The 23,327-nt window shown below is 43.6% G+C and carries 20 protein-coding genes and 1 riboswitch; of the genes, 8 read left to right on the forward strand and 12 right to left on the reverse strand.

Annotated elements, in window-relative coordinates; genetic code table 11:
• Nucleotides 1–37: 37 nt before the first annotated feature.
• Nucleotides 38–2,758: a TonB-dependent receptor plug domain-containing protein gene (locus tag ACFQ3S_RS16820; RefSeq protein ID WP_377166590.1), complete on the reverse strand. Its 2,721-nt coding sequence runs from the start codon at nucleotides 2,756–2,758 to the stop codon at nucleotides 38–40.
• Nucleotides 2,759–2,859: 101 nt separating this feature from the next.
• Nucleotides 2,860–3,396, reverse strand: coding sequence for a dCTP deaminase (gene dcd / locus ACFQ3S_RS16825; protein ID WP_377166592.1), 537 nt, complete (start codon nucleotides 3,394–3,396; stop codon nucleotides 2,860–2,862).
• Nucleotides 3,397–3,471: 75 nt separating this feature from the next.
• On the opposite strand from dcd, the gene ACFQ3S_RS16830 reads away from it, so the two are divergent.
• From ACFQ3S_RS16830 to ACFQ3S_RS16840, 3 genes are read left to right on the forward strand one after another with little or no spacing between them, the layout of a single operon-like run.
• Nucleotides 3,472–4,110 (forward strand): 4'-phosphopantetheinyl transferase family protein, encoded by a 639-nt coding sequence (locus tag ACFQ3S_RS16830; protein WP_377166594.1) that lies wholly within the window; start codon nucleotides 3,472–3,474, stop codon nucleotides 4,108–4,110.
• Nucleotides 4,111–4,112: 2 nt separating this feature from the next.
• Nucleotides 4,113–4,844: a lipoyl(octanoyl) transferase LipB gene (lipB, locus tag ACFQ3S_RS16835; protein WP_377166596.1), complete on the forward strand. Its 732-nt coding sequence runs from the start codon at nucleotides 4,113–4,115 to the stop codon at nucleotides 4,842–4,844.
• Nucleotides 4,841–5,569: an SGNH/GDSL hydrolase family protein gene (locus tag ACFQ3S_RS16840; RefSeq protein WP_377166598.1), complete on the forward strand. Its 729-nt coding sequence runs from the start codon at nucleotides 4,841–4,843 to the stop codon at nucleotides 5,567–5,569. Before lipB ends, ACFQ3S_RS16840 begins: the two co-directional genes overlap by 4 nt.
• A 66-nt stretch (nucleotides 5,570–5,635) precedes the next feature.
• On the opposite strand, the gene ACFQ3S_RS16845 is transcribed toward ACFQ3S_RS16840, so the two are convergent.
• The 4 genes from ACFQ3S_RS16845 to ACFQ3S_RS16860 all read right to left on the reverse strand — a co-directional run bounded on the left by ACFQ3S_RS16845 (nucleotide 5,636) and on the right by ACFQ3S_RS16860 (nucleotide 10,122).
• Nucleotides 5,636–6,943, reverse strand: a complete 1,308-nt coding sequence (locus ACFQ3S_RS16845; protein WP_377166600.1) for a voltage-gated chloride channel family protein — start codon at nucleotides 6,941–6,943, stop codon at nucleotides 5,636–5,638.
• Between the two features lie 27 nt (nucleotides 6,944–6,970).
• A riboswitch (Fluoride riboswitch) is annotated at nucleotides 6,971–7,037 on the reverse strand.
• A gap of 28 nt (nucleotides 7,038–7,065) precedes the next feature.
• Nucleotides 7,066–7,491, reverse strand: a complete 426-nt coding sequence (locus ACFQ3S_RS16850; protein ID WP_377166602.1) for a hypothetical protein — start codon at nucleotides 7,489–7,491, stop codon at nucleotides 7,066–7,068.
• Nucleotides 7,492–7,608: 117 nt separating this feature from the next.
• Nucleotides 7,609–8,709, reverse strand: coding sequence for a redoxin domain-containing protein (locus ACFQ3S_RS16855; RefSeq protein WP_377166604.1), 1,101 nt, complete (start codon nucleotides 8,707–8,709; stop codon nucleotides 7,609–7,611).
• 228 nt (nucleotides 8,710–8,937) lie between these two features.
• On the reverse strand, nucleotides 8,938–10,122 hold the full coding sequence (locus ACFQ3S_RS16860; RefSeq protein ID WP_377166606.1) for a formimidoylglutamase: 1,185 nt from the start codon (nucleotides 10,120–10,122) through the stop codon (nucleotides 8,938–8,940).
• A gap of 75 nt (nucleotides 10,123–10,197) precedes the next feature.
• On the opposite strand from ACFQ3S_RS16860, the gene ACFQ3S_RS16865 reads away from it, so the two are divergent.
• The 3 genes from ACFQ3S_RS16865 to ACFQ3S_RS16875 all read left to right on the forward strand — a co-directional run bounded on the left by ACFQ3S_RS16865 (nucleotide 10,198) and on the right by ACFQ3S_RS16875 (nucleotide 13,200).
• Nucleotides 10,198–11,166, forward strand: coding sequence for an NAD-dependent epimerase/dehydratase family protein (locus tag ACFQ3S_RS16865; protein WP_377166608.1), 969 nt, complete (start codon nucleotides 10,198–10,200; stop codon nucleotides 11,164–11,166).
• Nucleotides 11,167–11,274: 108 nt separating this feature from the next.
• The gene (locus tag ACFQ3S_RS16870; RefSeq protein ID WP_377166610.1) at nucleotides 11,275–12,567 is read left to right on the forward strand and encodes an HAD-IB family phosphatase; all 1,293 of its coding nucleotides are present in this window, start codon (nucleotides 11,275–11,277) and stop codon (nucleotides 12,565–12,567) included.
• 156 nt (nucleotides 12,568–12,723) lie between these two features.
• Entirely contained in the window at nucleotides 12,724–13,200 is a 477-nt protein-coding gene (locus ACFQ3S_RS16875) for a universal stress protein (RefSeq protein ID WP_377166612.1), read from the forward strand.
• Nucleotides 13,201–13,400: 200 nt separating this feature from the next.
• Here the strand turns inward: ACFQ3S_RS16875 and ACFQ3S_RS16880 are convergent, their stop codons facing one another.
• Nucleotides 13,401–14,468, reverse strand: a complete 1,068-nt coding sequence (locus ACFQ3S_RS16880) for a branched-chain amino acid aminotransferase (RefSeq protein ID WP_377166614.1) — start codon at nucleotides 14,466–14,468, stop codon at nucleotides 13,401–13,403.
• 257 nt (nucleotides 14,469–14,725) lie between these two features.
• On the opposite strand from ACFQ3S_RS16880, the gene ACFQ3S_RS16885 reads away from it, so the two are divergent.
• Nucleotides 14,726–15,889: a redoxin domain-containing protein gene (locus ACFQ3S_RS16885; RefSeq protein ID WP_377166616.1), complete on the forward strand. Its 1,164-nt coding sequence runs from the start codon at nucleotides 14,726–14,728 to the stop codon at nucleotides 15,887–15,889.
• A gap of 58 nt (nucleotides 15,890–15,947) precedes the next feature.
• Here the strand turns inward: ACFQ3S_RS16885 and ACFQ3S_RS16890 are convergent, their stop codons facing one another.
• The 5 genes from ACFQ3S_RS16890 to secA all read right to left on the reverse strand — a co-directional run bounded on the left by ACFQ3S_RS16890 (nucleotide 15,948) and on the right by secA (nucleotide 21,537).
• Nucleotides 15,948–16,205, reverse strand: a complete 258-nt coding sequence (locus ACFQ3S_RS16890) for a Txe/YoeB family addiction module toxin (protein WP_377166618.1) — start codon at nucleotides 16,203–16,205, stop codon at nucleotides 15,948–15,950.
• Nucleotides 16,196–16,396: a DUF2683 family protein gene (locus ACFQ3S_RS16895; protein ID WP_377166620.1), complete on the reverse strand. Its 201-nt coding sequence runs from the start codon at nucleotides 16,394–16,396 to the stop codon at nucleotides 16,196–16,198. Before ACFQ3S_RS16895 ends, ACFQ3S_RS16890 begins: the two co-directional genes overlap by 10 nt.
• Before the next feature lie 48 nt (nucleotides 16,397–16,444).
• Nucleotides 16,445–17,629, reverse strand: a complete 1,185-nt coding sequence (locus tag ACFQ3S_RS16900) for a M20 metallopeptidase family protein (protein WP_377166622.1) — start codon at nucleotides 17,627–17,629, stop codon at nucleotides 16,445–16,447.
• The gene (locus ACFQ3S_RS16905; protein WP_377166624.1) at nucleotides 17,626–18,117 is read right to left on the reverse strand and encodes an SPOR domain-containing protein; all 492 of its coding nucleotides are present in this window, start codon (nucleotides 18,115–18,117) and stop codon (nucleotides 17,626–17,628) included. Before ACFQ3S_RS16905 ends, ACFQ3S_RS16900 begins: the two co-directional genes overlap by 4 nt.
• Before the next feature lie 120 nt (nucleotides 18,118–18,237).
• Entirely contained in the window at nucleotides 18,238–21,537 is a 3,300-nt protein-coding gene (gene secA / locus ACFQ3S_RS16910) for a preprotein translocase subunit SecA (RefSeq protein ID WP_377166626.1), read from the reverse strand.
• Between the two features lie 239 nt (nucleotides 21,538–21,776).
• Here secA and purD point away from each other — a divergent pair, with 239 nt between their 5' ends.
• Nucleotides 21,777–23,051, forward strand: coding sequence for a phosphoribosylamine--glycine ligase (gene purD, locus ACFQ3S_RS16915; protein WP_377166628.1), 1,275 nt, complete (start codon nucleotides 21,777–21,779; stop codon nucleotides 23,049–23,051).
• Nucleotides 23,052–23,327 lie beyond the last annotated feature (276 nt).

Genomic DNA, 23,327 nt, shown 5'->3' on the forward strand with positions numbered 1-23,327 from the left:
TTAAAGGCCTTTAAGTAAAAACTGTAAGTGCTGTTATTTATTCAACCTGGTAACGGTACACCTGCCTGCCTAAAAAACCCTCATCGTTTATACCTTCAACAATTACCCGGTAAGTGCCTTTGCTGCCCGCGTTAAAATATTCAAAGCTGGCATTGCCGTCGGCATCTGTAATTAAATTGGGTTTCCAAAAAATAGTAGTACGCAAATCGGCCAGCACAGTATTCGTTTTGGGATCATCGTATATAGGCGAGTAAAATTCACGCGCACTGTAGTAACCTTTAGGCGTGTAGGTAATAATGCCCGGCGCATAAATCTGTGAAGCGTTGTAATTAAATTCGCCACCGCGTTTGGTGTTAATAATTATAACACCGCCGCCGCCGCGGCTACCATAAATGGCGGTATTTCCACCACTACGCAGTACTTCTACACTGCTAATATTCATAGGCGGTATAGTGGTTAAAAAGTCGGCTTCAACATATATCCCGTCCACAATAATTTGCATGGGCGTATTAAAGCTACGGGTAGAATATGGCACTCCGCCCCTGAATATTACACCTAATAACCGGCCCTGTAAGCATTGGTCAATTGAAATACAGCCGTTCTTATCAAAAAATTCGCTGGTTATAACCTGGTCGGCATTGCCCGGGCCATTTAAATTTGATGAATTGGACACCTGCGTTTTACGCCTTTCGGTAACGGTAACTTCCTTTAAAACAATGGTGTGGTTACCCAAGCCATATTTGGCCTCTTCATCATACTGTTTTTTGCTATACTTTAAATAAGCCGCTAACGCTGCCGAACCGTTCACCTGCAAATCGGGCAAGCTCTTGTTCCTTATCGTAGTTTTCGCAGGGAGATTATCTAAAGTGATCTCCACATTTTTGCTGTTTTTTGCAGTGCGTGCCTGTAAAACAAACTTAATACTATCCTTAAAAATCAGGTTTTTAAAGGCAAACCTGCCTTGGGCATCGGCAACGGTATCAATAATAAAGGTACCCCCGGCTGTAGTTAACAACATAATTTTTCCATTAGGTACAGGCTTACCTCCTGATGTTTTGATGGTTCCTGATATTTGTAATGTTTTTTCGGGCTGAAATGCAGGTGCCGGTAGTTGATTGGCCAGCAATGGTTTCCAGGCAAAACGGCGATAGCCCTGGGTCATCATCAAAATGTCCAGGTCGGCATTAGTTTTCTCGTTTACCTTGTTAAAGTAATAGTTAGGCTGTTCAATATACCCTTTCAGGTCGGCGGTTAAGAGGATGTGCGACAGGATCGTAGTTTCAGCATCCTCATCGGTTTGTACTTTCGATTCGTCAATTACTGAGGCCGAAAAAGTACCGATAACCGGCTTTCCGCTGCTATTGCGCGCGTTAAGGCTAACCTTAACCTTTTGACGTGTTGCCGATGTAGTTTGGTTGGCACTTACATTGAGGTTAAGGATGTCGGCACTACGTTGTATGAAGGCGATACGCTCATTTAAAGGTTCGCCTGTGGCCGAAAAGAGCGTAAACTGCGCTATACCCGATGGAAACTTGCTTTTAGGGATAGTTGCACTGAAAGAAGTAGAACCCGCCGTATTTTTGGCCACGTAAACTATGGCACCTGCCGATTGGGCCACCACATAAGCTTTTTGATTACTGAGCGCACTGCTGCCGTTGATCCTGATGGTTACATTTGCGGTGTCTGCATTGTTCACCGTTAGTACAAACCCTTGCTCTGATGCCTTTGGCAGGGCAATGATGTTTTGTGAACCATCGGGATAAGTAATTTTAGCCTGGTATGTCTTTCCCATTTCGGGGGTAATGGCAAATACACCCATGCCTAAATGTTTAGTACTTAATTGTGCCAGTTCATGGTTCTCATTATCAGTTATTACGCCTTTAATATCTACTCCCAAGCCATTAGGGCCAACGGCTTTAAATGCCATGCGCGAACGTATGCCGTTCACCATATTGCCACTCTCCGGGAAAAACTGTACATTAACCTGACCCGATGCCGCTTTAAAGCTGATATTTTTAGTGACCGTTTTTTTATCGGCAATTTTAATATTGGTAACAATGATGCCCGACGAGGCAGCATTGGGCGTGGCATTGATAAAGCTTACGGCCAGGTTGCCTTTGTTATCAGTAATACCCTTGCTTTTCAGGATCTGTTTATCATTAATCCTTACACTGTAATTTACTTCTTTAGCTGCGTAAGGTACGCTCTCCAAATCGGCATAATTAATTGTAGCATCAACTTTTTGAACGTTATTTACTTTATTATAAGTATAAGTTGCTTTAGTGAAAACCGTATTGGTGGCTGCATTTCCAATGGCTATTGTTTTTTCAAAAAAGTAATCTTCACCTGCATTGCGCATCCAGTTGGTATAAGCCCTTACGCGGTAATTGCCCTCCTGCAAGGTATCGCTCAAGGCAAAATCGCCCCAGCCTATACCACTGCTTATGGGTAGTTTAATCCATTGTTTAACCGAATCCTGGTCGTTAATAAGTTCTACGTTCAAAGCGCCGCTTAACGCCGATAACTGGTGTTTGGGGCCAATGGTTACATAGGCTTTGAGCCATATATTATCGCCAACGCCATAATAAGGCTTGTCAAATTGCAAATACACTTTTTCCTGGGGCTGGTCATCGGTCCATTTTTCGAGTTGATTAACTATTTTTTGGATAATGGGGTCTTCATCAAACGCCATAAAACCTGTAGCTACAGCAGTAATAGCCACAATAAAAAAACCAACGGTTAGTTTTTTAAAATTCATAGTAAAGGCAATTCTATATTATTTTTATCAGGGGGATGCTTCAACATCCCAAACAAAAACCTGATATTAAGTTACTTAGTTATCAGTTAATAACGTCAAAATCAAAATTTATTTTTCCACATCATACTTTCTACCGGGCGTGTAGTAGGATTGTTATACTTAGCGTTTCCTTTGGTGTTGTAAAGCGTTTCAATATCGCCTTCTACCACAAAGTATATCAGCTGGCCAATGGGCATGCCCGCATAAATTTTTACCGGTTGGGCACATGATATTTCCAATGTCCAGGTGTTGCAAAAGCCTACATCACCTTTGCCGGCAGTGGCATGTATATCAATCCCCAAACGGCCCGTGCTCGATTTGCCTTCCAGAAAAGGTACGTGTTTATGGGTTTCGGTATATTCAAGCGTAACGCCCAAATACAAGGTGCCAGGTTGTAAAACAAAACCGTCTTTAGCAATTTCAAAAGCGTCTATTTCGTTATGTACTTTAGCATCCAGTACCCGGTTACGATAGGTAGCCAGGTGCTTACCCAGGTGTACATCGTAGGAGTTAGTACCCAAACACTCGCGTTTAAAAGGCTCAATAATGATATGCCCTTTTTCAATTTCTTCTAAAATACGTTTATCTGATAAAATCATAGTGCGGTAACGGGTTACACGGCCTAAATTATAATAATTTACGCTAATTTTGCCCTCTGTTTTTTAATTTAACACATGGCCATAGCATACAGAAAACAGGTTGATGCCGATACCGAATTTGCCCTTTGGCGCATGGAGGAAGAAGTAGATACCTTATACCGGCAATTGCAGCTAAATGAGCAGGAAAAAGCTTACGTGGAGCAGCTGGGTAACGGTAAACGCCATTTGCACTGGCTGGGAACGCGCGTGTTGCTGCGTACTATGCTGGATACTAATGAGTACATCGATTGTAAAATTGACAGTCATGGCAAACCTTACCTGGCAAATTTACCCTACCATATATCTTTAAGCCACTCGTATGATTATGCTGCCGTAATGATCAGTAAAAGCAGGCCCGTAGGCATCGATATTGAACAGATTAAGCAAAAGGTAGAGCGCATTGCTCCTAAATTTTTAACTCCAGCCGAAAGGGCAACTATAAGCCCCGAAAACAAGATTGAACACCTCTATGTATGCTGGTGCGCTAAGGAAGCCGTGTACAAATGTTACGGACAAAAAGAAATATCGTTTTTAGATAATATTGCTTTGCTGCCTTTCAACTTTGCAACTGAAGGAAGTTTAGCTGTTAACCTGCATAAGGGCGATGTTAACCTGGATTACAAGGTGGAATATTTACAATATGAGGATTACATGTTAGGTTATGTAAAAGGATAGCCATGAAAAACAAGCAGGTGCAGTTTCAGGATTGGGGCTTAATAGATTATAAAGAAGGTTGGGAAAAACAGGAGGCGCTGTTCAGTTCATCGGTACAGTTAAAAACCGAGCTGCGTAACCGTCAGCAAGCCGTTTTGGCCGGTGCCGAACCAGAAGAGATGACACTCACCCCAAATTACCTTGTATTTTGCGAACATCCGCATGTGTACACCTTGGGCAAAAGCGGTAAGGCCGCGCATTTATTACTGGATGAAGCCGGGTTAAAAAAACATCAGGCGGTGTACTATCCCATTAATAGAGGCGGCGATATTACCTATCATGGTCCGGGCCAGCTGGTGGTGTACCCTATTTTAGATCTGGATAACTTTTTTACCGATATACACCTTTACCTGCGCACGCTGGAAGAAGCAGTGATTAAAACCCTTGCCCATTATGGTATAACCGCAGGCCGTTACCCCGGCTATACCGGTGTTTGGCTGGATGCCGATAATGAGCGTGCACGTAAAATATGTGCTATGGGCGTGCGTTGCAGCCGTTGGGTAACTATGCACGGGCTGGCGTTTAATGTAAATGCAAATCTCGATTACTTTGGTTACATGGTGCCGTGTGGCATTGATGACAAGGACGTAACCTCTATGCAGCGCGAATTAGGCCACCCGGTGGATATAAATGAAGTAAAAAAAATCCTGAAGCACGAAATTTCCGTACAGTTTGGTATGGAGATTTTGGGATGAAAACAATTAGCTTAATATTACTCACTACAATGGCCCTGATGGGCTGCTCCGGCAAAAACATGGACGATGTTGACTATCAATTTTCAGCGGTAACGGCCGATCCGCAATACACGGGCAACGGGCAAAGCGTAACTTACCTTGCCCTGGGCGATTCGTACACCATAGGCGAGTCGGTGCCTGCCGCCGAATCATTCCCGTATCAGTTGAGCGCCGCATTAAATAAAGCCAATTTCAAAGCTGCCGACCCGCTTATTATAGCCCGCACCGGCTGGACTACCGATGAACTGATCCGCGAGATTAACGCGCGAGCCATCACTCAAAAATTTGATGTGGTTACCTTGCTCATAGGCGTGAATAATCAGTATCGTAAATATAACATCAATACCTACCGCACCGAATTTGTGCAGCTGCTCAACACCGCCATAGCTTATGCCGGCGATAATAAAAAACGGGTGTTTGTGGTATCTATACCAGATTGGGGTGTAACGCCTTTCGCCGAGGGACAAGATGAGGGGCAAATAGCTAATGAGATTAATGCCTACAACGCCATTAACAAAGAAGAAAGTGAAAAGGCTGGCGTAAACTATACTAACATCACACCTATATCGCGCCAGGCTATAGCTGATAAAAGCTTAGTGGCCAATGATGGCCTGCATCCTTCAGGCAAAATGTACAGCCTTTGGATGCAGTTACTGGTGAATGAGGTGGCAAAAAACCTACAATAAGGCAGCCCCTCCCCATAACCTCCCCGGGCGTAGCCCCTCTAAATCTTCCCCAGGAGGGGAGATTTTTTAAAACTTTTTATTAAAGTCCTCCCTCCCGGCGAGGGTTTGGGAGGGGCTTCTTTGCGCACTATAAATCCCTGTTTTCCCACTAAAATAGTATGCTGTGAAACATGCAACCGCAAAAAATAACGCATGCTCGCTGCCAAAAAGTTCTATGCCCATTATGGTGCAGGCCAGCGGCGTATTAGTAGCACCGGCAAATACGGCAATAAACCCGAGGGCGGCAAACAGGCTTACAGGGGCATTTAGTAAACCGGCTAAAGTGTTCCCTAACGTGGCACCTATATAAAACAGTGGGGTTACCTCGCCGCCCTTAAAGCCGGAGCCCAGGGTTATAGCCGTATAAATGAGCTTCCAAAGCCAGCTAAAAAAGTGCGCGCCGCCCTGCTCAAAGGCCGATACAATGGTTACTGCACCTGGTTGCTGCGGCTCAACTCCTAAACCCAGGTAATCGGGCTTACCTAAAATAAAGGTTAGAATGATGAGGATGATGGCACCGCTAACCGGTATCATCCAGTCGGTTTTAATCAGGCTGGCGGCTATGGCTTTAACGCCATGCACGGCTTGGGCAAAAGTATAAGCCGCCAACCCAAAAAAGGCAGAAGCTACCATCACTTTAAACAGCAGCCAGAAATTAATTGCCAGGTGGTGACCGAAAATAGTTTCTTCCACCGTTATAAACCGAATATGATAAGCCGTGTGCTGTACGCCCCATGCCGCCACGGTGGCATCGCCCACTACACCGGCTATGAGGCAGGGCAGCAAGGCGGTGTATTGTATGCGGCCAATAGTTAAAACCTCAATAGCAAAAATAGTACCTGCCAGTGGTGTGCCAAACACCGCACCAAAACCGGCTGCAATTCCGGCGGTAAGCACCATGCGCATATCTTGCGGAGGTAAGTTAAATTTGCTGCCTACAAAGTTGGCTAAACTGCCGCCAATTTGCACGGCCGTACCCTCCCGCCCTGCCGAACCGCCAAACAGGTGGGTAATAACCGTAGTAATTAAAATAAGCGGCGCCATGCGCTTAGGTACACCGGCACCTGGTTCGTGTATTTCATCGATGATGAGGTTGTTGCCCCGCTCGGCCGATTGACCGTTAAGCTTATACAAAAAGTGAATAACCAACCCGGCAAGCGGCAGCAGATACAATAACCAAGGATGCGTAAAATGATACTGGGTAGCCATATTTAACAGCCACAAAAACAGGGCTACCAACGTACCAATAGCTATGGCAATAGGCACTATAATAACGGTCCACCTTAAAAAGTAATACAATACGGCGTAACGCGGGGAAGCGATGATCTTAAACATAACCTGCAATGCAGTAAATTAATAACTTATTTGGCAGGCGTCATCAGCTTTTGCAAGCGGTTTAAATAGGTGGAACACCATCACCTTTGGATATGTGGTAAAGGTAAAGATTATAGTTTTACTTAGCATCCGCCGTCGCCAGGTAAAATTCTTCTGTAAACTATTTTCGATCCCATTTCAACTGTCAAAACAGCATCCATTGTGTAATATTCCCCTGCCTGATCTTTACGTTTTAAAGGTGCAAATATCACCCGGTATTGATTATTCTTATAAACTTGTTTTTCCCATTGATAGTTGCCTTCTATTTTCAATCGTTCTAATTTTCCATTAACCAATATTACGGCAACTTTATAATCGGTAAAAAAAAGGTAGCCTATTTGTTTAGTTCGATTTATTATAGTTGAATATAAAGAACTTGTACAGCCATCCAGATCATCAGGGACATTATTAAATGATTTTAATTCCAACAAACTTACTGATTTGACATGAGGCTGGTCTGTAACTGTTATTGAATTTATCAAAAAGAATATGGTCACAAGAAATTTCATAATTAATTATTTATACAATATTAAATAATTTATAAAAAAGAAAATGCGTGTATAACTCACCTACTTGGTTTAAGCAACGAAGTAGTGTCTTCCTTAAACCTAATAACTCAACAACCCCTAAATTTTCCCAAGCAACTCAATCAATTTAGCCTCTAAATCGGCGCCGCGCAAGTTTTTAGCTACTATTTTGCCTTGCGGGTCTATCAGGTAGTTTTGTGGGATAGATTGCACGAAATACAGACCTGCTGCCGCATTGTTCCAAAATTTCAGGTCCGATACGTGGGTCCAGGTCAGGCCATCATCTTTAATGGCTTTTAACCAGTCGGCTTTGCCATTAGGCCTGTCTAACGATACGCCTAAAACGGTAAAATTCTTGGTTTTGTATTTGTTGTAAACCCTTACTACGTTAGGGTTTTCCTGGCGGCATGGGCCGCACCACGATGCCCAAAAATCGAGCAATACGTATTTACCCTTAAATTCGGATAGTTTTACCGGTTTGCCGTCTGCATCGTTCTGGGTAAAATCGGGTGCCAGGCTGCCTAAAGCCGTAGCATTCAACGATGCAAATGATTCTTTAAGTTGCTTACCGGCTTCGGTATCTTTTAAATTTTGCGATAAGCCGTTGTATAAAGGTTCAATTTCGTTAACATCGGCAGATGGGCCGCCCATGGAGCTGATAGCCATTAAGCTAAGGTAACTGTTGGGATGGTTGGCAATGTACACCTTTAAAGTTCTTTCACGGTCTTTTTGAATGGCCTTAAAGCGGTCTTGCATGGTGTTTTGAAAAACAGGTGACTGCTGCTGATCGGGCTTGGCAGCCTGGGCTTCGGCATACAGGGACTGTGCCTGCTTATACACCGGCGCCAGCATGGCATTCAGGATTTCATTATCGCTGTTAATGGCCGAGCCGGTAACACGCGCCCTCGATACAGAGTCTTCACCCGAAATAATAATGTTACCTTTATCTACGTAAAAGTTCAGTATGTCATCGGTTTTGCTGATGCCTTTAAAACCTATACTTTTATGGTCGAGCACTAAAATAGCGCCTACCGGTGCGGCAACCTTACCTTTAAACTCAAAACTACCATTAACAAGCGTAGCCGAATCTAATACCCGCTGGTTTCCCGATGGATAATTTAAATAAACTTTAACAGATTTTTTAACCTCGTCGAGCTTTCCACTAATGGTGAAAGCTTCGGGTGTTTGAGCTATTGCCATAAACGGCAACAGGGTAATCATACAAGCAGTTAATTTTTTGAACATTGTATATTAAATGATGTATATAACGTGGGAAGAAGGGTTTTGGTATAAAGCAAGCGGCTCTATAATTACATCCCTCCTTGGGGAGGGGTGCGGTTGTAATGAGCGAAAACAAGGAGGGGTTTTATGCAAACTGCTTGTCCCTTCAACCCCTCCCTACCCTCCCCGAGGAGGGATTTTAAAACTTTACGCCAGCTTTTGAAACGTTCTCCACCACAAATCGGGCATTTCTCCGTTAATGGCGGTGGTGTAGTCTTCGTAACGGCAGGGCACCAAATGGTAGCGTTCGTTTAAAGAGCCGCCTGTGGGGTAGGGTACCTGCATCCACCAGCGATCGCTTTTTTTACTTTTCACAAATACAATTTCGTGCTCTTCATGCTTTAGCGTGGTTTTGTAAACCAGGTACTGCGATTTAGGCTGCAACGGGAAATCTTTTTTGCGACTGTAAAAACCATCGAAAAAGTACCAGATCATTTCGGCAAGCAACATAGCCGTTTGTCCGTTAGTATCATAAGCCGGGTTAAACTCATAAAAACCAATGGAGCTCAACTTGTCGTTAAAACCGGCATAGCGGCACATCTGGCAGGCTTCTTCTCCATAAAAACCGTTGGGCGTGGCATTGGCATTGGCCATGGCATCGCTCGAACGGATAGCACCCATATCAAAACTAATAGTACTGGCATTGCGAATTATCGGCTCGCTTACACTAATGTTGCCCATCATTTCGCCCAGGCGGTGTACTTCAAAAAAAAGGTTGTCCATTACCCGTAAACTATCCTGGCTTACAAAGTAAGTTTGATAGCCCAGGTTGCTAAAGTTAAATAGGTAATTAGGCTCGTGTAAAAATATTTTGTTAAGGTATGATTGTGAGGTGGTAGCATCATCTTCCTCCATTTCGGCCTGTTCGTCAAGGTCGAAGTGTGAATCAATCACCACTAAATCTACCTTTTGCTCCATTTCTTCGTAAGCGAGGTATTGGGCATAAGTAAGGTCTTGTCCGCCGCCTAATACTACGGCTACAATGTCCTGTTTTACCATTTCGGCAATCACCGTTTTTACGGCAAAGTAGGTATCATTTATGGTATCACCCTGGCGAATGTTGCCTAAATCATATATTTTAGAGGTATAGTCGCCTTCGTAAAGGCTGTATAATTTTTCACGCACGTAATCGGGCCCTAAAGCGCAGCCAGGATTATTGACGGCATTGCGGTCGTCCTGTACACCAAAAATCACCAGGTCGGGCTTTTGGTCCAGGTCGGGAAAATGAGTGCTGTGTGTCTCAATTTTATTGCCCAACTGGCTGGTTTTGTAGCCCTCGCCGGGTGCAATTTTACTAAGATCGACCGGGGTAAAGAAATCCGCTAACAACATATCCGTATTTACAAAAGATCAAATATCCATTTTTTAAATTAAATTGCACTGTTTTTGTAAAACTAACCCAAGTAAATGATTCTGGTTACCGGCGCAACAGGTTTTGTAGGTTCTATACTGGCCAGGCAGCTTGCCCAACAAAATATTCCTATCCAATGCCTTAAACGCAGGGTGTCGGTTATACCCGCCATACTGCAACCTTATGCTCATTTAATTAACTGGCGGGAAGCCGATATACTGGATACCCCTATGCTGGAAGATGCCTTTGAAGGAATTACCCAGGTGTACCACTGTGCCGCATGGGTATCGTTTAAGGAGGCCGATAAGGAGCCCATGATTAGTACCAACATAACCGGAACGGCTAATGTGGTAAATTTGTGCTTAGCGCATAATGCCCGCCTGGTGCATGTAAGCTCGATAGCGGCTGTGGGCCAGGCTAAACCGGGCCAACTCATTACTGAGAAAAATCATTTAGAAGAAACGCCTGCCAATAACAGCTACGCCGTATCCAAACTGGAAAGTGAGATGGAAGTGTGGCGCGGTATTGCCGAGGGATTGGATGCCGTGGTGGTTAATCCATCGGTTATTATTGGGCCCAGTGCCGGAACGGTGGGCAGCGGTAAGATTTTTGAAACCGTACGCAAAGGCTTAAAATATTATACCCGCGGCAGTTGCGGTTTGGTAGATGTAGAAGATGTAGCCTGTTGTATGATTGCCTTAATGAACAGCGATATTACCGCCGAGCGTTACATTATTAATGCTGAAAACTGGAAGTATAAAGACCTGATGGAAACCATTGCGCATTGCTTTAACCTGAAACCTGCTACCACCGAAGCTAAACCCTGGATGCTGGAACTGGCCTGGCGTAGCGCTTCTATTATAGGTGCATTAACCGGCAACGATCCTTCGCTGGATAAAATAGCCGCCCGTGCTGCTACCGTAGAGCAAAACTATGATAACAGCAAAATTATAAAAGAACTGGGTTTCAAGTTTAAGCCGGTGGAGGAGAGCATAAAGGAAGTTTGTGAAGCATTGAGGCCATGAGTGAAAAAGTGATAAATTTGGACTTGAGCCGATAACAAATAAGGAATCGCTCATTCACACATTCATTAACTAACTCATTAAACAAAAAAACTATATTTGCCCGCAACCATGGGGCAGTATTATATAATTGATTTTGATAGCACCTTTACACAGGTAGAAGCGCTGGACGAACTGGCGCGTATCAGCTTAAAAGATCATCCCGACCGGGAAAGCATCTACCAGCAAATTGAAGATCTCACGAATTTAGCAATGGAAGGCAAGCTTTCTTTTGCCGATAGTTTAGAGGGGCGCATCAAGCTGTTGAAAGCTAACCGCGGGCATTTGACGCAACTGGTTAAAATTTTGCGTAGAAAGGTATCACCTTCATTTTCGAGGAACAGTAAGTTCTTTAAAAATCATGCAAATGAGGTTTTGATTGTATCGGGGGGCTTCAAAGGTTTTATTACCCCGGTGGTTACCGAGTATCATATCAAGAAAGAAAATATTTACGCCAATACGTTTGAGTTCGATGAAAACGATAATATAGTTGGCTACGACCGCAGCAACCCGCTATCGCAGGAAGGCGGAAAGGTTAAGCTATTGAAAGAACTCAACCTGCCGGGAGACATATTTGGTATAGGCGATGGTTATTCTGATTTCCAGTTAAAGGAATCGGGGATGATCAAAAAGTTCTTTGCCTTTACCGAGAATATCGAGCGTAAATCGGTAGTGGAAAAAGCCGACCACGTTACGCCCAGCTTTGATGAGTTTTTATATATCAACCGCCTTCCCCGTGCTATTTCGTATCCTAAAAACCGCATTAAATGTTTGGTGGTAGGTAAGGTAGATGAAGAGGCGATTACCCAAATGCAAAAGGAGGGTTACAACATCCGTCAGCATGAAGAGATCAAGGAAAGCTACCTGCAGGAAGCCGGTGTACTGTTATGCGATGAAGCCCATCAACCAACGCCGGAGCAATTGCAAAACGCGGGACGCCTAAAAGTGATAGGCTGCTTTGGCAAGGTCAACAGCCGTAAGTTGATAGAAACCGCCTGCGAAAACGGCATTATTATATTCGACGACCCTAAGCACAACCCCCGCAGCGGCGATTTTATACCCAAAAGGGTTACCGCGTTTATGAACGAGGGCAAAACCCATACCAGCTGTAATTTTCCCGATTTGCAACCGCCAAGGGTTAACAACGCTCACCGGTTAATTCACATTCACAAGAACGTACCAGGTATTTTAGCAAAAATTAACGAAGTGTTTGCCCGTCATAACATCAATATTTTAGGCGAGTTTCTGGTAACCAACGCCCAAATAGGTTATGTAATAACTGATGTTAACTCAGGTTACGATGAACAGGTACTGGCCGAATTGAAAGCTATTGAGCATACAATAAAGTTTAGGTTGCTATATTAAAAAAGAGAGTATAGAATACAGAGTCAGGAATATAGATTTTTTTTGGAGTTAAGGCATTTCTTATCTGTATTCTTGACTCTGTACTCTTGATTCTATTCCCTCCAAAACATATCCCGCTTAAACTGTTATATTAAAATACCCGTAAACCTTTAAGATATGAGCATTACAAGAATATTAATTGGCATAGATGAGAGCAAGTACGCCGATCATGCTGCAGAATATGGCTTTAAGTTAGCACGTAAGTTTGATGCGGCGGTAGGTATAGTGAGTATTATAGAACCTTTATCCGCAGCCGTAACACCTATGGGCGATACGGCCTTTGGTTTGCCTTTTGACGGTGTTAACGATGTAAACAATGTAGACATTATGAATGCGCAAAATCAATCGGCCGATGCGTTGTTGAACCGGATAGTTGACAAATACAGTGAGGGTTTGCCCGTTACCCAATATACCGATTACGGTACCAGTGCCGATGGCATTATCAATTGCGCAGCACAGTTCGGTGCCGATTTGATAATTGTAGGCACCCACCACCGCAGTGGTTTCGATCGTTTGTTGATGGGTAGCGTTGCTGAAGAAGTAATCAGAAATTCTAAAGTGCCGGTGTTGGTTGTGCCGATGAACGAGGAGTAAACCCCCGTAGAGAAACAATACTTTGTATCTCCCAAAAAACACCGTTATAAGAGACCCAACACTTTGTGTCTCCCAAACAAACAACCGGCATAAGAGACACAAAGTATTGTGTCTCTAGGGATGTATAACAATAACAAGGCACTTCCTGACAAATGAAGTGCCTTATTTGATTTAAAACTTCCCATTCAGGGGGCTTAGCGTTATACCATATAGTTCCAGCCATGGGTATCTTCTGCCTTACCGTAACGAATATCGTTCAGCGTATTAAACACCCGGTTAGAAAACTCCCTTGAAGCAGGATCGCTCAACGGGTATTCTTCACCTTCGTAATTTAGGGAACCAACCGGTGCAATAGTAGCGGCTGTACCGGCACCAAAGGCATCGGTAAGTTTACCGCTTTTAGCACCCTCCAAAATTTCAGCAATAGATACACGGCGTTCTTCAACCGAAATGCCCCAATCTTTTGCCATAGCAATTACCGTATCGCGGGTAACGCCATCTAAAATAGTATCGCGGGTTGATGGGGTTACCAATTTTCCATCTAAAAAGAACATAATGTTAGCCGCGCCTAATTCTTCGGCGTACAAGTGCTCTTTGGCATCGGTCCATATCATTTGATCAAAACCCTCTTCTACAGCCTTTAAAGTAGGGAGCATAGAACCGGCATAATTACCGGCAGCCTTAGCAAAGCCGAAACCACCTTCGGCCGCACGGGTAAATTTAGTTTCAAACTTTACACGTAAAGGCTTGGTAAAGTACGGGCCAACCGGGCAGGTAAGCACTATAAACTTATAGGTTTTAGATGGTACCACACCTAAATACGGATCGGTAGCAAACATAAACGGACGGATATATAAAGAGTGATTAACAGCCGTAGGGATCCAGTTGCGCTCTACATCAACCAATGCTGCAATGCTTTGAATAAATAGCTCCTCAGGCAGCTCGGGCATGCAAAGGCGTGCTGCCGATTTGTTAAAGCGTGCGGCGTTCTTATCCGGGCGAAAAACCGAGATTTGTCCATCTTCATGCTTATAAGCTTTCAAGCCTTCAAAAAATGCTTGACCGTAATGCAATGATGAAATAGCCGGATTCAGCCCAATTTCACCATAAGGCACAATCTGGAAATTCTTCCATTCACCGTCGGCATAATCGGCCACCAGCATGTGGTCGGTAAAAGTATGACCGAAAACCAGCTGGCTAAAATCTGTTTGTGCCAGGCGTGATTGTGCGGCTTTGGTTATCTTAATATCAAGGGTTTCGGTAGTCATGGCCCAATGTTTTTATAAAAACGGCAATTTATGATTTTTTGTATTAATTGAGGATTTATATGAAAAAATAGGTGGCTTTATGAAGCTGATACAGGCTGTATAATACCTTATTATCAAATTAATAAAAGCGTTTTAGCTATTGTATTTAAGCAATCACAATGTTAGATTTGTGTAGCATCATTAATATGGTGTTACTTATTTGTCATCAATACCCTGCGTAGTTCTATCACCGTTAATAAAAGAAATAATAAACATATATGAAAAAAGCAGTATTAACCCTGTTAGCCGCCTTACCTTTTGCAGCAATGGCTCAAGCACCCGCAGCTACTTTTACCGTTAAAGGAAAAATAGGTAAAGTAAGCACACCGGCCAAAGCGTATCTGGAATACCGTAAAGATGGCAAGACTATTGATGATTCGGTAGCGGTGGTAAATGGTGAATTTGAATTTAAGGGTGCTGCCCCGGCCTCTCCCATACAAGCGTACCTTTTGCTGAACAAAGCCGGTAATGGCTTAAATAAAAGCCGCGATTATCAGCAAATTTACCTGGAAAAAGGCGTAGTTTCTGTAACTAATGCTGTTGATTCTATGAAAACAGCCATGGTGACCGGTACTCCAACTAATGCTGAGAATCAAGCTTATAATGCCGTTAATAAACCGGTGAGCGATATTTATGCCGCCATGACCGCAAAAACTAAAGCCGCAACTCCTGAGCAACGCGAGTCGGCCGAGTTTAAAAAGGAAATAGAAGATATGGATAAAATGGCTGACGAGAAATCGGATGTCATCAATAAAAAATTTGTTAAGCAAAATCCTAACTCATTAATTAGCCTCAACCTGTTGCGTAATATAGCCTATGGTGCCGATTACGCCGAAGTAGCACCGATGTACGCTGCATTAGGGTCATCCCTGAGAGATAGTGAAGCGGGCAAAAAGTTTGGTGAGCAATTGTCTAAAATGAAAAATGTAGCTATTGGAGCTACTGCGCCCGATTTTGCCATGGCCGATACTACCGGTGCCATGATCAAGCTTTCATCTTTTAAAGGGAAATATTTACTGGTTGACCTGTGGGCATCATGGTGTGGCCCTTGCCGCCAGGAAAACCCTAACGTGGTACGTACCTTCAATAAATATAAAGACCGCAATTTTACTGTTTTAGGCGTATCGTTAGACAGGCCCGATGCCAAAGCTAAATGGATAGCCGCCATTAAGAAAGACGGTTTAACCTGGACCCACGTATCGGACCTGAAATACTGGGATAACGAAGTCGCTAAAATGTACGGTGTGCAAGCTATTCCGCAAAACTTCTTACTCGATCCAACGGGAAAAGTAATAGCCAAGAATTTACGTGGCGATGCCCTGGATGCTAAATTAGCTGAAGTGTTAGGTAAAGCTAAAACTGAAAAGATTAAAGCTGAGTAATCTATCCTCATTTTATAAAACAAGAAAGCCGCGTTAAGCGGCTTTCTTGTTTTATAAATCAATAATGTCCTTTAAGCGAATAGATATAAATAGTGTTTTCTTCCACCAAATATACTATTCTATGTTCTGAGTTAATGCGCCTCGACCATTTGCCAGTTAAAGAATGCTTAAGAGCCTCAGGTTTACCTATTCCATCAAAAGGAGAATCTTGTATCGATTTTATTAATTCAACGATCTTTTTTTGAATAGCTTTATTTCCTGATTTTTGCCACGATTTTAAATCATCTAATGCATCAGGAAGCAGAACTACTTCCATAAAGTATCAACATCAACTTTTGTGCCTCTACCTGCTTTTCTATCTTCGTCCCCTTTTAAAATTTTGGTTACAAACTTTGGGTCGTATTTGTCACTGTCAGATTTTTTTTGAATTTCTATATTAAGCGTTTTTGCTAACTCGGCTATAAGTGCCAGGTGCTCTTGTTGAACGTTTTTTAATAGCAGTTCCATATGTAAATATAATTATAAAGTATACTACTTACTCAATTATCAATCACCCTAATTTCCCAACTGCTTTAACGCCATGTAAGCCATTAGCCCGGTGCTTACGCTTAATGCGCTTTCTTCCACATCAAATGTTGGGGTATGTACGGCAGAGGTGATGCCTCGGCTTTCGTTACGGGTACCTAAGCGGTAAAAGCAACTATCTGCAACTTGCGAAAAGTAGGCGAAGTCTTCGGCTGCCATCCAGATGTCCAGGTCAAGCACATTCTCTTTTCCTAAATAATCTTCGGCATTGGCACGTGCCGATGCCGTTAGCTTTTCTTCATTGATCAGGAAAGGATACCCCCTCACGATGTTAAACTCACAGCTGCCACCCATACTTTCTGCAATGCCTTCGGCCATTTTTTTCATGCGGATATGTGCTTCGCCACGCCACTTTTCGTCCATGGTACGGAAAGTGCCTTCCAGGTAAACCTCATTAGGAATGATATTGGTAGCACCGTTGGCAATAACTTTACCAAATGATAATACCGACGGGCTTTTAGGATCGGCAAAACGGCTGACTACTTGTTGCAATGCGGTAAGCATGTGCGCCGTTATAATTACCGGATCTATATTTTGCTGTGGCTGTGCGCCGTGACCACCTTTACCTTTAACCGTTACATAAATTTCATCGGTTGATGCCATGTATTTACCGGCTCTGAAACCAACCTTACCGGCATCAATTAAAGGCATTACATGCTGCCCTAATACGGCTTGCGGCTTAGGGTTTTCCAACACCCCTTGCTGAATCATCAGGTTAGCGCCACCGGGTAATTTTTCTTCGGCGGGTTGAAAGATAAATTTGATAGTACCGCCAAACTGATCTTTTAATTCACTTAATATGGTAGCAGTTCCCAACAAAGATGAGGTATGCACATCATGCCCGCAAGCATGCATTACGCCTACGTTTTGTGATTTATAAGGTACATCGTTAGCCTCGGTAATAGGCAGCGCGTCCATATCGGCACGGAGAGCAACCACCTGGTCCGACGGTTTTGAACCCTTTAACAAGCCAACCAAGCCATTATCGGCCATGCGCACGTAAGGAATGTTCAGTTCATCCAATTTTGCTGACACATAAGCCGAGGTTGCCACCTCATTAAATGACAATTCGGGATGGATATGCAGGTGGCGGCGATTAGCAACCACCTCATTAAATATTTTTTGGGATAACTCTTGTATTTGTTCTTTGATCATTGCGGGTTGGTGTTAAGCTCCAGTTTGGGTAAATTGATCTTTTCGGATATAACGAACAGCGGGCTAAATATACCTTTTAGTTCCTGTATAAGTTTAGTTGCCTCCAGGCGGCTGCGGAAATCGCCACCTTTTACCTTAAAGTTAGGTTCTTTGTAGCTGATGTAAGTCCGCATATCTGGATGCATTTGCTGAAATCGGTTTTGGGCATTGAAGGCATCTTTACGGTTAGAGCCACTGTAAAACTGCACCCGGTAACCATAGGCCGATATGGCACCGCCAGCATTACCGCTGCCTCCTCCAACGTTTAGTTTGCCCGCAGTTGTACGGTGTGCAATCAGCGAATCTATACGTGGATCTTTAATAATCTCCAGTTTACCGCGCGTTTGCGCTTGCGATACTTTACTTAATACACACAGTAACAGGCATGCAAACAGGGCCTTTATAATCCTGCATGCTTTTATGCTTGTTCTATTTATTCCAGCTTTCATTTTTACTTATAACAGCATTGCGAGATATAAAGCGGTCTCTGGGCTATGTATGGCTGTTATACATACGCAGAGATTGCTTCGTACCTCGCAATGACGTTTAATCTAATATACGGTAACTCTCTATGCGCCGTGGCAGTTCTTAAATTTTTTACCGCTTCCGCAAGGACATGGATCGTTGCGGCCAATGCGTTGCTCAGCTTTAACCGGTACTTGTTTTTGCGGCTCCTGAAAATCTTCTACTTGTACAATGCTGCCATCGGCTGCCAGTTCGGGCTTGCTCATACGCATTTGCCGCATATCGGTTTTAGGCTCGGGTTTGGCTTCGCGAATTTCTTCGGGTGCCTGCTGAACCGGTATTCCACCTCTGAACAGGAAGCTCACCAACTCTTTATTTACATTAGCCAGCATTTGTCGGAACAATTCAAAAGCTTCGAACTTGTAAACCAATAAAGGATCTTTTTGCTCGTAAACAGCATTTTGTACCGATTGCTTTAACTCATCCATTTCGCGTAAATGCTCTTTCCAGGCATCATCTATCAGGTACAGGGTTACGTTCTTTTCAAACGATTTGAATACTTCTAAACCATGATTATCAATAGCTTTCTTCAATGGAACCGCTACTTGTATGCCATGTACACCATCCGTAAATGGTACTACAATATTCTCTACATATTCGCCGCGGGTATCATATACATCTTTCAATACCGGGTAAGCCTGCTCGGCAATACCATGGGTTTTACGTTGATAGAAATCTGTTACCACGTCGAACGTGCCCGATACCAAACTGTTAACGTTGGCGGCTGCAAACTCTTCCGGCGTAATTTCGGGGTCTACCGAAAACAAGCGGATCATTTCCAGTTGAAAACCTTCGTAATTGTTCGATTCTTTATATTCGGCAACTACGTCCTCAACCACATCATAAATAGTATTGCTGATATCTACATCCAAACGCTCACCAAACAGGGCATTTTTACGTTTAGCGTAAACTACAGTACGTTGCGAGTTCATCACATCATCGTATTCTAACAAACGCTTACGGATACCAAAGTTGTTCTCTTCTACTTTCTTTTGCGCACGCTCAATAGATTTGGTGATCATAGAGTGCTGTATAACCTCACCCTCTTCAATACCCATACGAACCATCAGGCCCGAAATACGCTCCGACCCGAATAAACGCATCAGGTTATCTTCTAACGATACGAAGAACTGTGAAGAACCCGGATCGCCCTGACGACCGGCACGACCGCGCAACTGGCGATCCACACGGCGCGACTCATGACGTTCGGTACCCACAATGGCTAAACCACCGGCTTCTTTAACACCCTTGCCTAACTTTATATCCGTACCACGGCCGGCCATATTGGTGGCTATGGTCACTGTACTTGCCTGGCCAGCTTCGGCCACAATATCCGCCTCTTTCTGGTGCATTTTGGCGTTCAGTACATTATGTTTAATTCCGCGCAGTTTTAGCATGCGACTTAATAATTCCGAAATTTCTACCGAAGTAGTACCTACCAGTACCGGGCGACCAGCTTGCGTTAGTTTAACAATCTCGTCGGCTACAGCATTATATTTTTCGCGAACGGTACGGTAAACATAATCCTGACGGTCATCGCGCTGGGCGTTTACATTGGTTGGTATCTCTACCACATCCAGTTTGTAAATTTCCCATAACTCACCAGCTTCGGTTACGGCAGTACCCGTCATACCGCAAAGCTTGTGGTACATACGGAAATAGTTTTGCAGCGTAACGGTAGCGAAGGTTTGGGTAGCATCCTCAACCTTAACGTTCTCTTTAGCTTCAATAGCCTGGTGTAAGCCATCAGAATAACGGCGGCCATCCAATACACGACCGGTTTGCTCATCCACAATCTTTACTTTGCCTTCGTCCAGGATGTATTCGGTATCTTTTTCAAACAGGGTGTAAGCTTTCAATAGCTGGTTAATTGAGTGAATACGTTCCGATTTGATAGAAAAATCGCGCATCAGCTCATCTTTGTGGGCTACTTTTTCTTCAGCGCTTAAATTCGATTTTTCTATTTTGGCAATCTCGGTACCTACATCAGGCATTACAAAGAATTTTGGATCTTCGCCTGATGTGGTGATCAGTTCAATACCTTTTTCGGTGAGTTCAACCGAATTGTTTTTTTCATCTATAACAAAGAACAGTTCGGTATCAACCTTAGGCATTTCCTTACCCTGGTCCTGCATGTAATAGTTCTCTGTTTTTTGCAGTACGGTACGGTTACCACCCTCGCTCAAAAACTTAATTAAAGCCTTGCTTTTAGGTAAGCCGCGGTGCGCACGTAACAAGGCTAAACCGCCCTCATCGGCACCGGTTTTACCTTCGTTTATTTGTTTTTTAGCCTCGTTTAAAGCGGTATTGATGTAACCTTTCTGGGCATTTACCAAACGCTCTATTCGAGGTTTAAGCATGTGGAACTCGTGCTCATCGCCGCGAGGGATAGGGCCTGAAATAATTAAAGGGGTACGGGCATCATCCACCAAAACGGAGTCAACCTCATCTACCATGGCGTAGTGCAGTTTACGTTGTACCAGTTCTTCGGGAGTACGCGTCATATTATCGCGCAGGTAATCAAAACCAAATTCGTTGTTGGTACCAAAAGTAATATCGGCCAGGTACGCAGTACGGCGCTCTTCAGAGTTTGGTTCATGCTTGTCAATACAATCAACCGATAAGCCGTGAAACTCATACAATGGCCCCATCCATTCCGAGTCACGACGGGCCAGGTAATCATTCACGGTTACAATGTGAACGCCTTCGCCAGCCAGCGCATTAAGGTAGGCAGGCAATGTTGCTACTAAGGTTTTACCCTCACCGGTAGCCATCTCGGCAATTTTACCATTGTGTAATACCGTACCACCAATCAGCTGCACATCATAATGTACCATGTTCCAGGTAACATCGTTGCCGGCAGCTTTCCAGGTGCTGCTGTGGGTTGCCTTATCGCCTTTAATAACCACGTTGGCTTTACGGGCAGCGAGCTGGCGGTCAAAATCGTTAGCCGTAACCTCTATACCGGGGCCGTTGGCAAAACGTTTAGCTGTTTCTTTAACCACGGCAAAAGCCTCGGGTAATATATTTAACAGAATTACTTCCAGTTCTTTATTGCGGTCTTTTTCCAGTTTATCTACACGGGTATATAGGTCTACTTTAGCGTTTACCTCCATATCCAGGTTGTTCTCAATATCACTTTTTATAGCGGCTATCTCCTCATCTATACTGGCCAGGCCTTGTGCAATCCTTTCCTTAAAATCTATGGTTTTAGCCCGCAATTCATCATTGCTGATATTTTCGAGCTTTGCAAATTCGCCTTTTATTTTTTCAACCAGGGGCAAAATGCTTTTCACATCCCTTTCTGATTTGCTTCCAAAAAGCTTACTGATAAATCCTAACATGTTCAATAAAATATAGTCCTTTTAAACCAATAATTGCGCCAACAGATAGTGAGCGCCATTATGACAGGTAAAGGTAGGTTTTTTTTAGGGATAGAGCCAAGAAACAAGAGGGTTAATCAATGGGTGGACATCTAAATAGACACTATATATGCTTTGTTTTATCTTTTTACTATAAGCATGTGTCTTGTTTCTTGGCTCTTGACTCTTGTTTCTTTCTTCAAAACTCTATCTTTACCGCCATGAATATTCTGCTTATTGGCTCGGGCGGGCGTGAAAGTGCCTTCGCCTGGAAACTTACCCAAAGCCCCAAGTGCGAAAAGCTTTTTATTGCACCCGGTAATGCCGGCACTGGTCAATATGGTACTAATGTAGACCTCAAAGTAACCGATTTTGAAGGGATTAAAGCCTTTGTATTGAGCAATAGTATTAACCTGGTTATAGTTGGTCCCGAAGAGCCGCTGGTTAAAGGTATTCACGATTTCTTTTTGGATGATGAGCAATTAAAGCATGTTCCGGTGGTTGGCCCGCAGCGTGAAGCCGCTCAATTAGAAGGCAGTAAAGATTTTTCCAAGCAGTTTATGCAGCGCCATAACATCCCTACTGCGGCATCGTGCACGTTTACCCGCAATACCCTGCAGGGTGGGTTGGAATATTTAGCCACACAAAGTTTACCTATAGTTTTAAAGGCCGACGGACTTGCTGCAGGTAAGGGTGTATTAATTTGCCCGACTTTACAGGAAGCTCAGCAGGAACTGGTAGAAATGCTGACCGAAGCTAAGTTTGGCGAGGCAAGCTCCAAAGTAGTGATTGAGCAATTTTTACAAGGGATAGAGCTATCGGTATTTGTACTGACCGATGGCAACAGCTATAAAATATTGCCCGATGCCAAGGACTATAAACGTATTGGCGAGGGTGACACCGGGTTAAATACCGGCGGTATGGGATCGGTATCGCCCGTGCCGTTTGCCGATGCCGCCTTTATGCAGAAGGTAGAAGAGCAAATTGTGATTCCAACCGTTGAGGGTTTAAAGCAGGAAGGTATTCCTTACAAAGGTTTTATCTTTATAGGGCTGATGAATTGTGAAGGGGAGCCTTACACCATTGAATACAACTGCCGCATGGGCGACCCGGAAACGGAAAGCGTACTGCCGCGTATAGAATCGGACCTGGTGGAGCTGATGTTAGGCGTTGCCGAAAATAACCTGCACGAAAAGGAGTTGGTTATATCGCCAAAAATTGCGGCTACTATCATGTGTGTAGCAGGCGGTTACCCCGGCGAATATCTAAAAGACAGGGTAATTAGCGGTTTGGATAACGTACGCGGTTCCATTGTTTTTCATGCCGGTACCGGCATGGAGGGTGAGAATGTGATTACTACAGGCGGCCGTGTATTGGCCATTACTTCTTTACAAGATGACATGTTCACCGCCTTGCAGCAAGCCACATTGGATGCCAGCCGTATTTATTATGATGGTAAGTATTTTAGAAAAGATATTGGATTTGATTTGCTGTAAGCCTTTGTCAAAAATCATTCCCAGGGAATGCCGCTTTTTACTGATACGAACACAATAAAGGTTTCTATTAAGAGCTTCGGTACGTGGCTGACAAGCCAAAGAAATTAATTTATTGTAAAGATTTATTAAAGAAGATCTGGCGAAAATTTGTTATTATGAATACAAAAACGCAAGCAAGCGACTGAATTTACGTTCAGGAAGTTTGCGTTTACGACATTAAACTACAAAAAATTTCGGGGGCATTTAAATTCACCCACTCAATTATCCTCGTTTGCA

This window comes from Mucilaginibacter terrae (assembly GCF_042679325.1).
Classification (GTDB): domain Bacteria; phylum Bacteroidota; class Bacteroidia; order Sphingobacteriales; family Sphingobacteriaceae; genus Mucilaginibacter; species Mucilaginibacter terrae.

What these genes read in the sequence shown, in the direction of transcription:
- ACFQ3S_RS16900 (WP_377166622.1), bottom strand. Translation starts at nt 17,629, where the DNA reads ATGATCAAAGAACAAATACAAGAGTTATCCCAAAAAATATTTAATGAG.
- ACFQ3S_RS16895 (WP_377166620.1), bottom strand. Translation starts at nt 16,396, where the DNA reads ATGGAACTGCTATTAAAAAACGTTCAACAAGAGCACCTGGCACTTATA.
- ACFQ3S_RS16840 (WP_377166598.1), top strand. Translation starts at nt 4,841, where the DNA reads ATGAAAACAATTAGCTTAATATTACTCACTACAATGGCCCTGATGGGC.
- ACFQ3S_RS16850 (WP_377166602.1), bottom strand. Translation starts at nt 7,491, where the DNA reads ATGAAATTTCTTGTGACCATATTCTTTTTGATAAATTCAATAACAGTT.
- ACFQ3S_RS16855 (WP_377166604.1), bottom strand. Translation starts at nt 8,709, where the DNA reads ATGGCAATAGCTCAAACACCCGAAGCTTTCACCATTAGTGGAAAGCTC.
- ACFQ3S_RS16845 (WP_377166600.1), bottom strand. Translation starts at nt 6,943, where the DNA reads ATGTTTAAGATCATCGCTTCCCCGCGTTACGCCGTATTGTATTACTTT.
- lipB (WP_377166596.1), top strand. Translation starts at nt 4,113, where the DNA reads ATGAAAAACAAGCAGGTGCAGTTTCAGGATTGGGGCTTAATAGATTAT.
- ACFQ3S_RS16880 (WP_377166614.1), bottom strand. Translation starts at nt 14,468, where the DNA reads ATGACTACCGAAACCCTTGATATTAAGATAACCAAAGCCGCACAATCA.
- ACFQ3S_RS16865 (WP_377166608.1), top strand. Translation starts at nt 10,198, where the DNA reads ATGATTCTGGTTACCGGCGCAACAGGTTTTGTAGGTTCTATACTGGCC.
- ACFQ3S_RS16885 (WP_377166616.1), top strand. Translation starts at nt 14,726, where the DNA reads ATGAAAAAAGCAGTATTAACCCTGTTAGCCGCCTTACCTTTTGCAGCA.
- ACFQ3S_RS16820 (WP_377166590.1), bottom strand. Translation starts at nt 2,758, where the DNA reads ATGAATTTTAAAAAACTAACCGTTGGTTTTTTTATTGTGGCTATTACT.
- ACFQ3S_RS16875 (WP_377166612.1), top strand. Translation starts at nt 12,724, where the DNA reads ATGAGCATTACAAGAATATTAATTGGCATAGATGAGAGCAAGTACGCC.
- ACFQ3S_RS16905 (WP_377166624.1), bottom strand. Translation starts at nt 18,117, where the DNA reads ATGAAAGCTGGAATAAATAGAACAAGCATAAAAGCATGCAGGATTATA.
- ACFQ3S_RS16860 (WP_377166606.1), bottom strand. Translation starts at nt 10,122, where the DNA reads ATGTTGTTAGCGGATTTCTTTACCCCGGTCGATCTTAGTAAAATTGCA.
- ACFQ3S_RS16870 (WP_377166610.1), top strand. Translation starts at nt 11,275, where the DNA reads ATGGGGCAGTATTATATAATTGATTTTGATAGCACCTTTACACAGGTA.
- ACFQ3S_RS16890 (WP_377166618.1), bottom strand. Translation starts at nt 16,205, where the DNA reads ATGGAAGTAGTTCTGCTTCCTGATGCATTAGATGATTTAAAATCGTGG.
- secA (WP_377166626.1), bottom strand. Translation starts at nt 21,537, where the DNA reads ATGTTAGGATTTATCAGTAAGCTTTTTGGAAGCAAATCAGAAAGGGAT.
- purD (WP_377166628.1), top strand. Translation starts at nt 21,777, where the DNA reads ATGAATATTCTGCTTATTGGCTCGGGCGGGCGTGAAAGTGCCTTCGCC.
- dcd (WP_377166592.1), bottom strand. Translation starts at nt 3,396, where the DNA reads ATGATTTTATCAGATAAACGTATTTTAGAAGAAATTGAAAAAGGGCAT.
- ACFQ3S_RS16830 (WP_377166594.1), top strand. Translation starts at nt 3,472, where the DNA reads ATGGCCATAGCATACAGAAAACAGGTTGATGCCGATACCGAATTTGCC.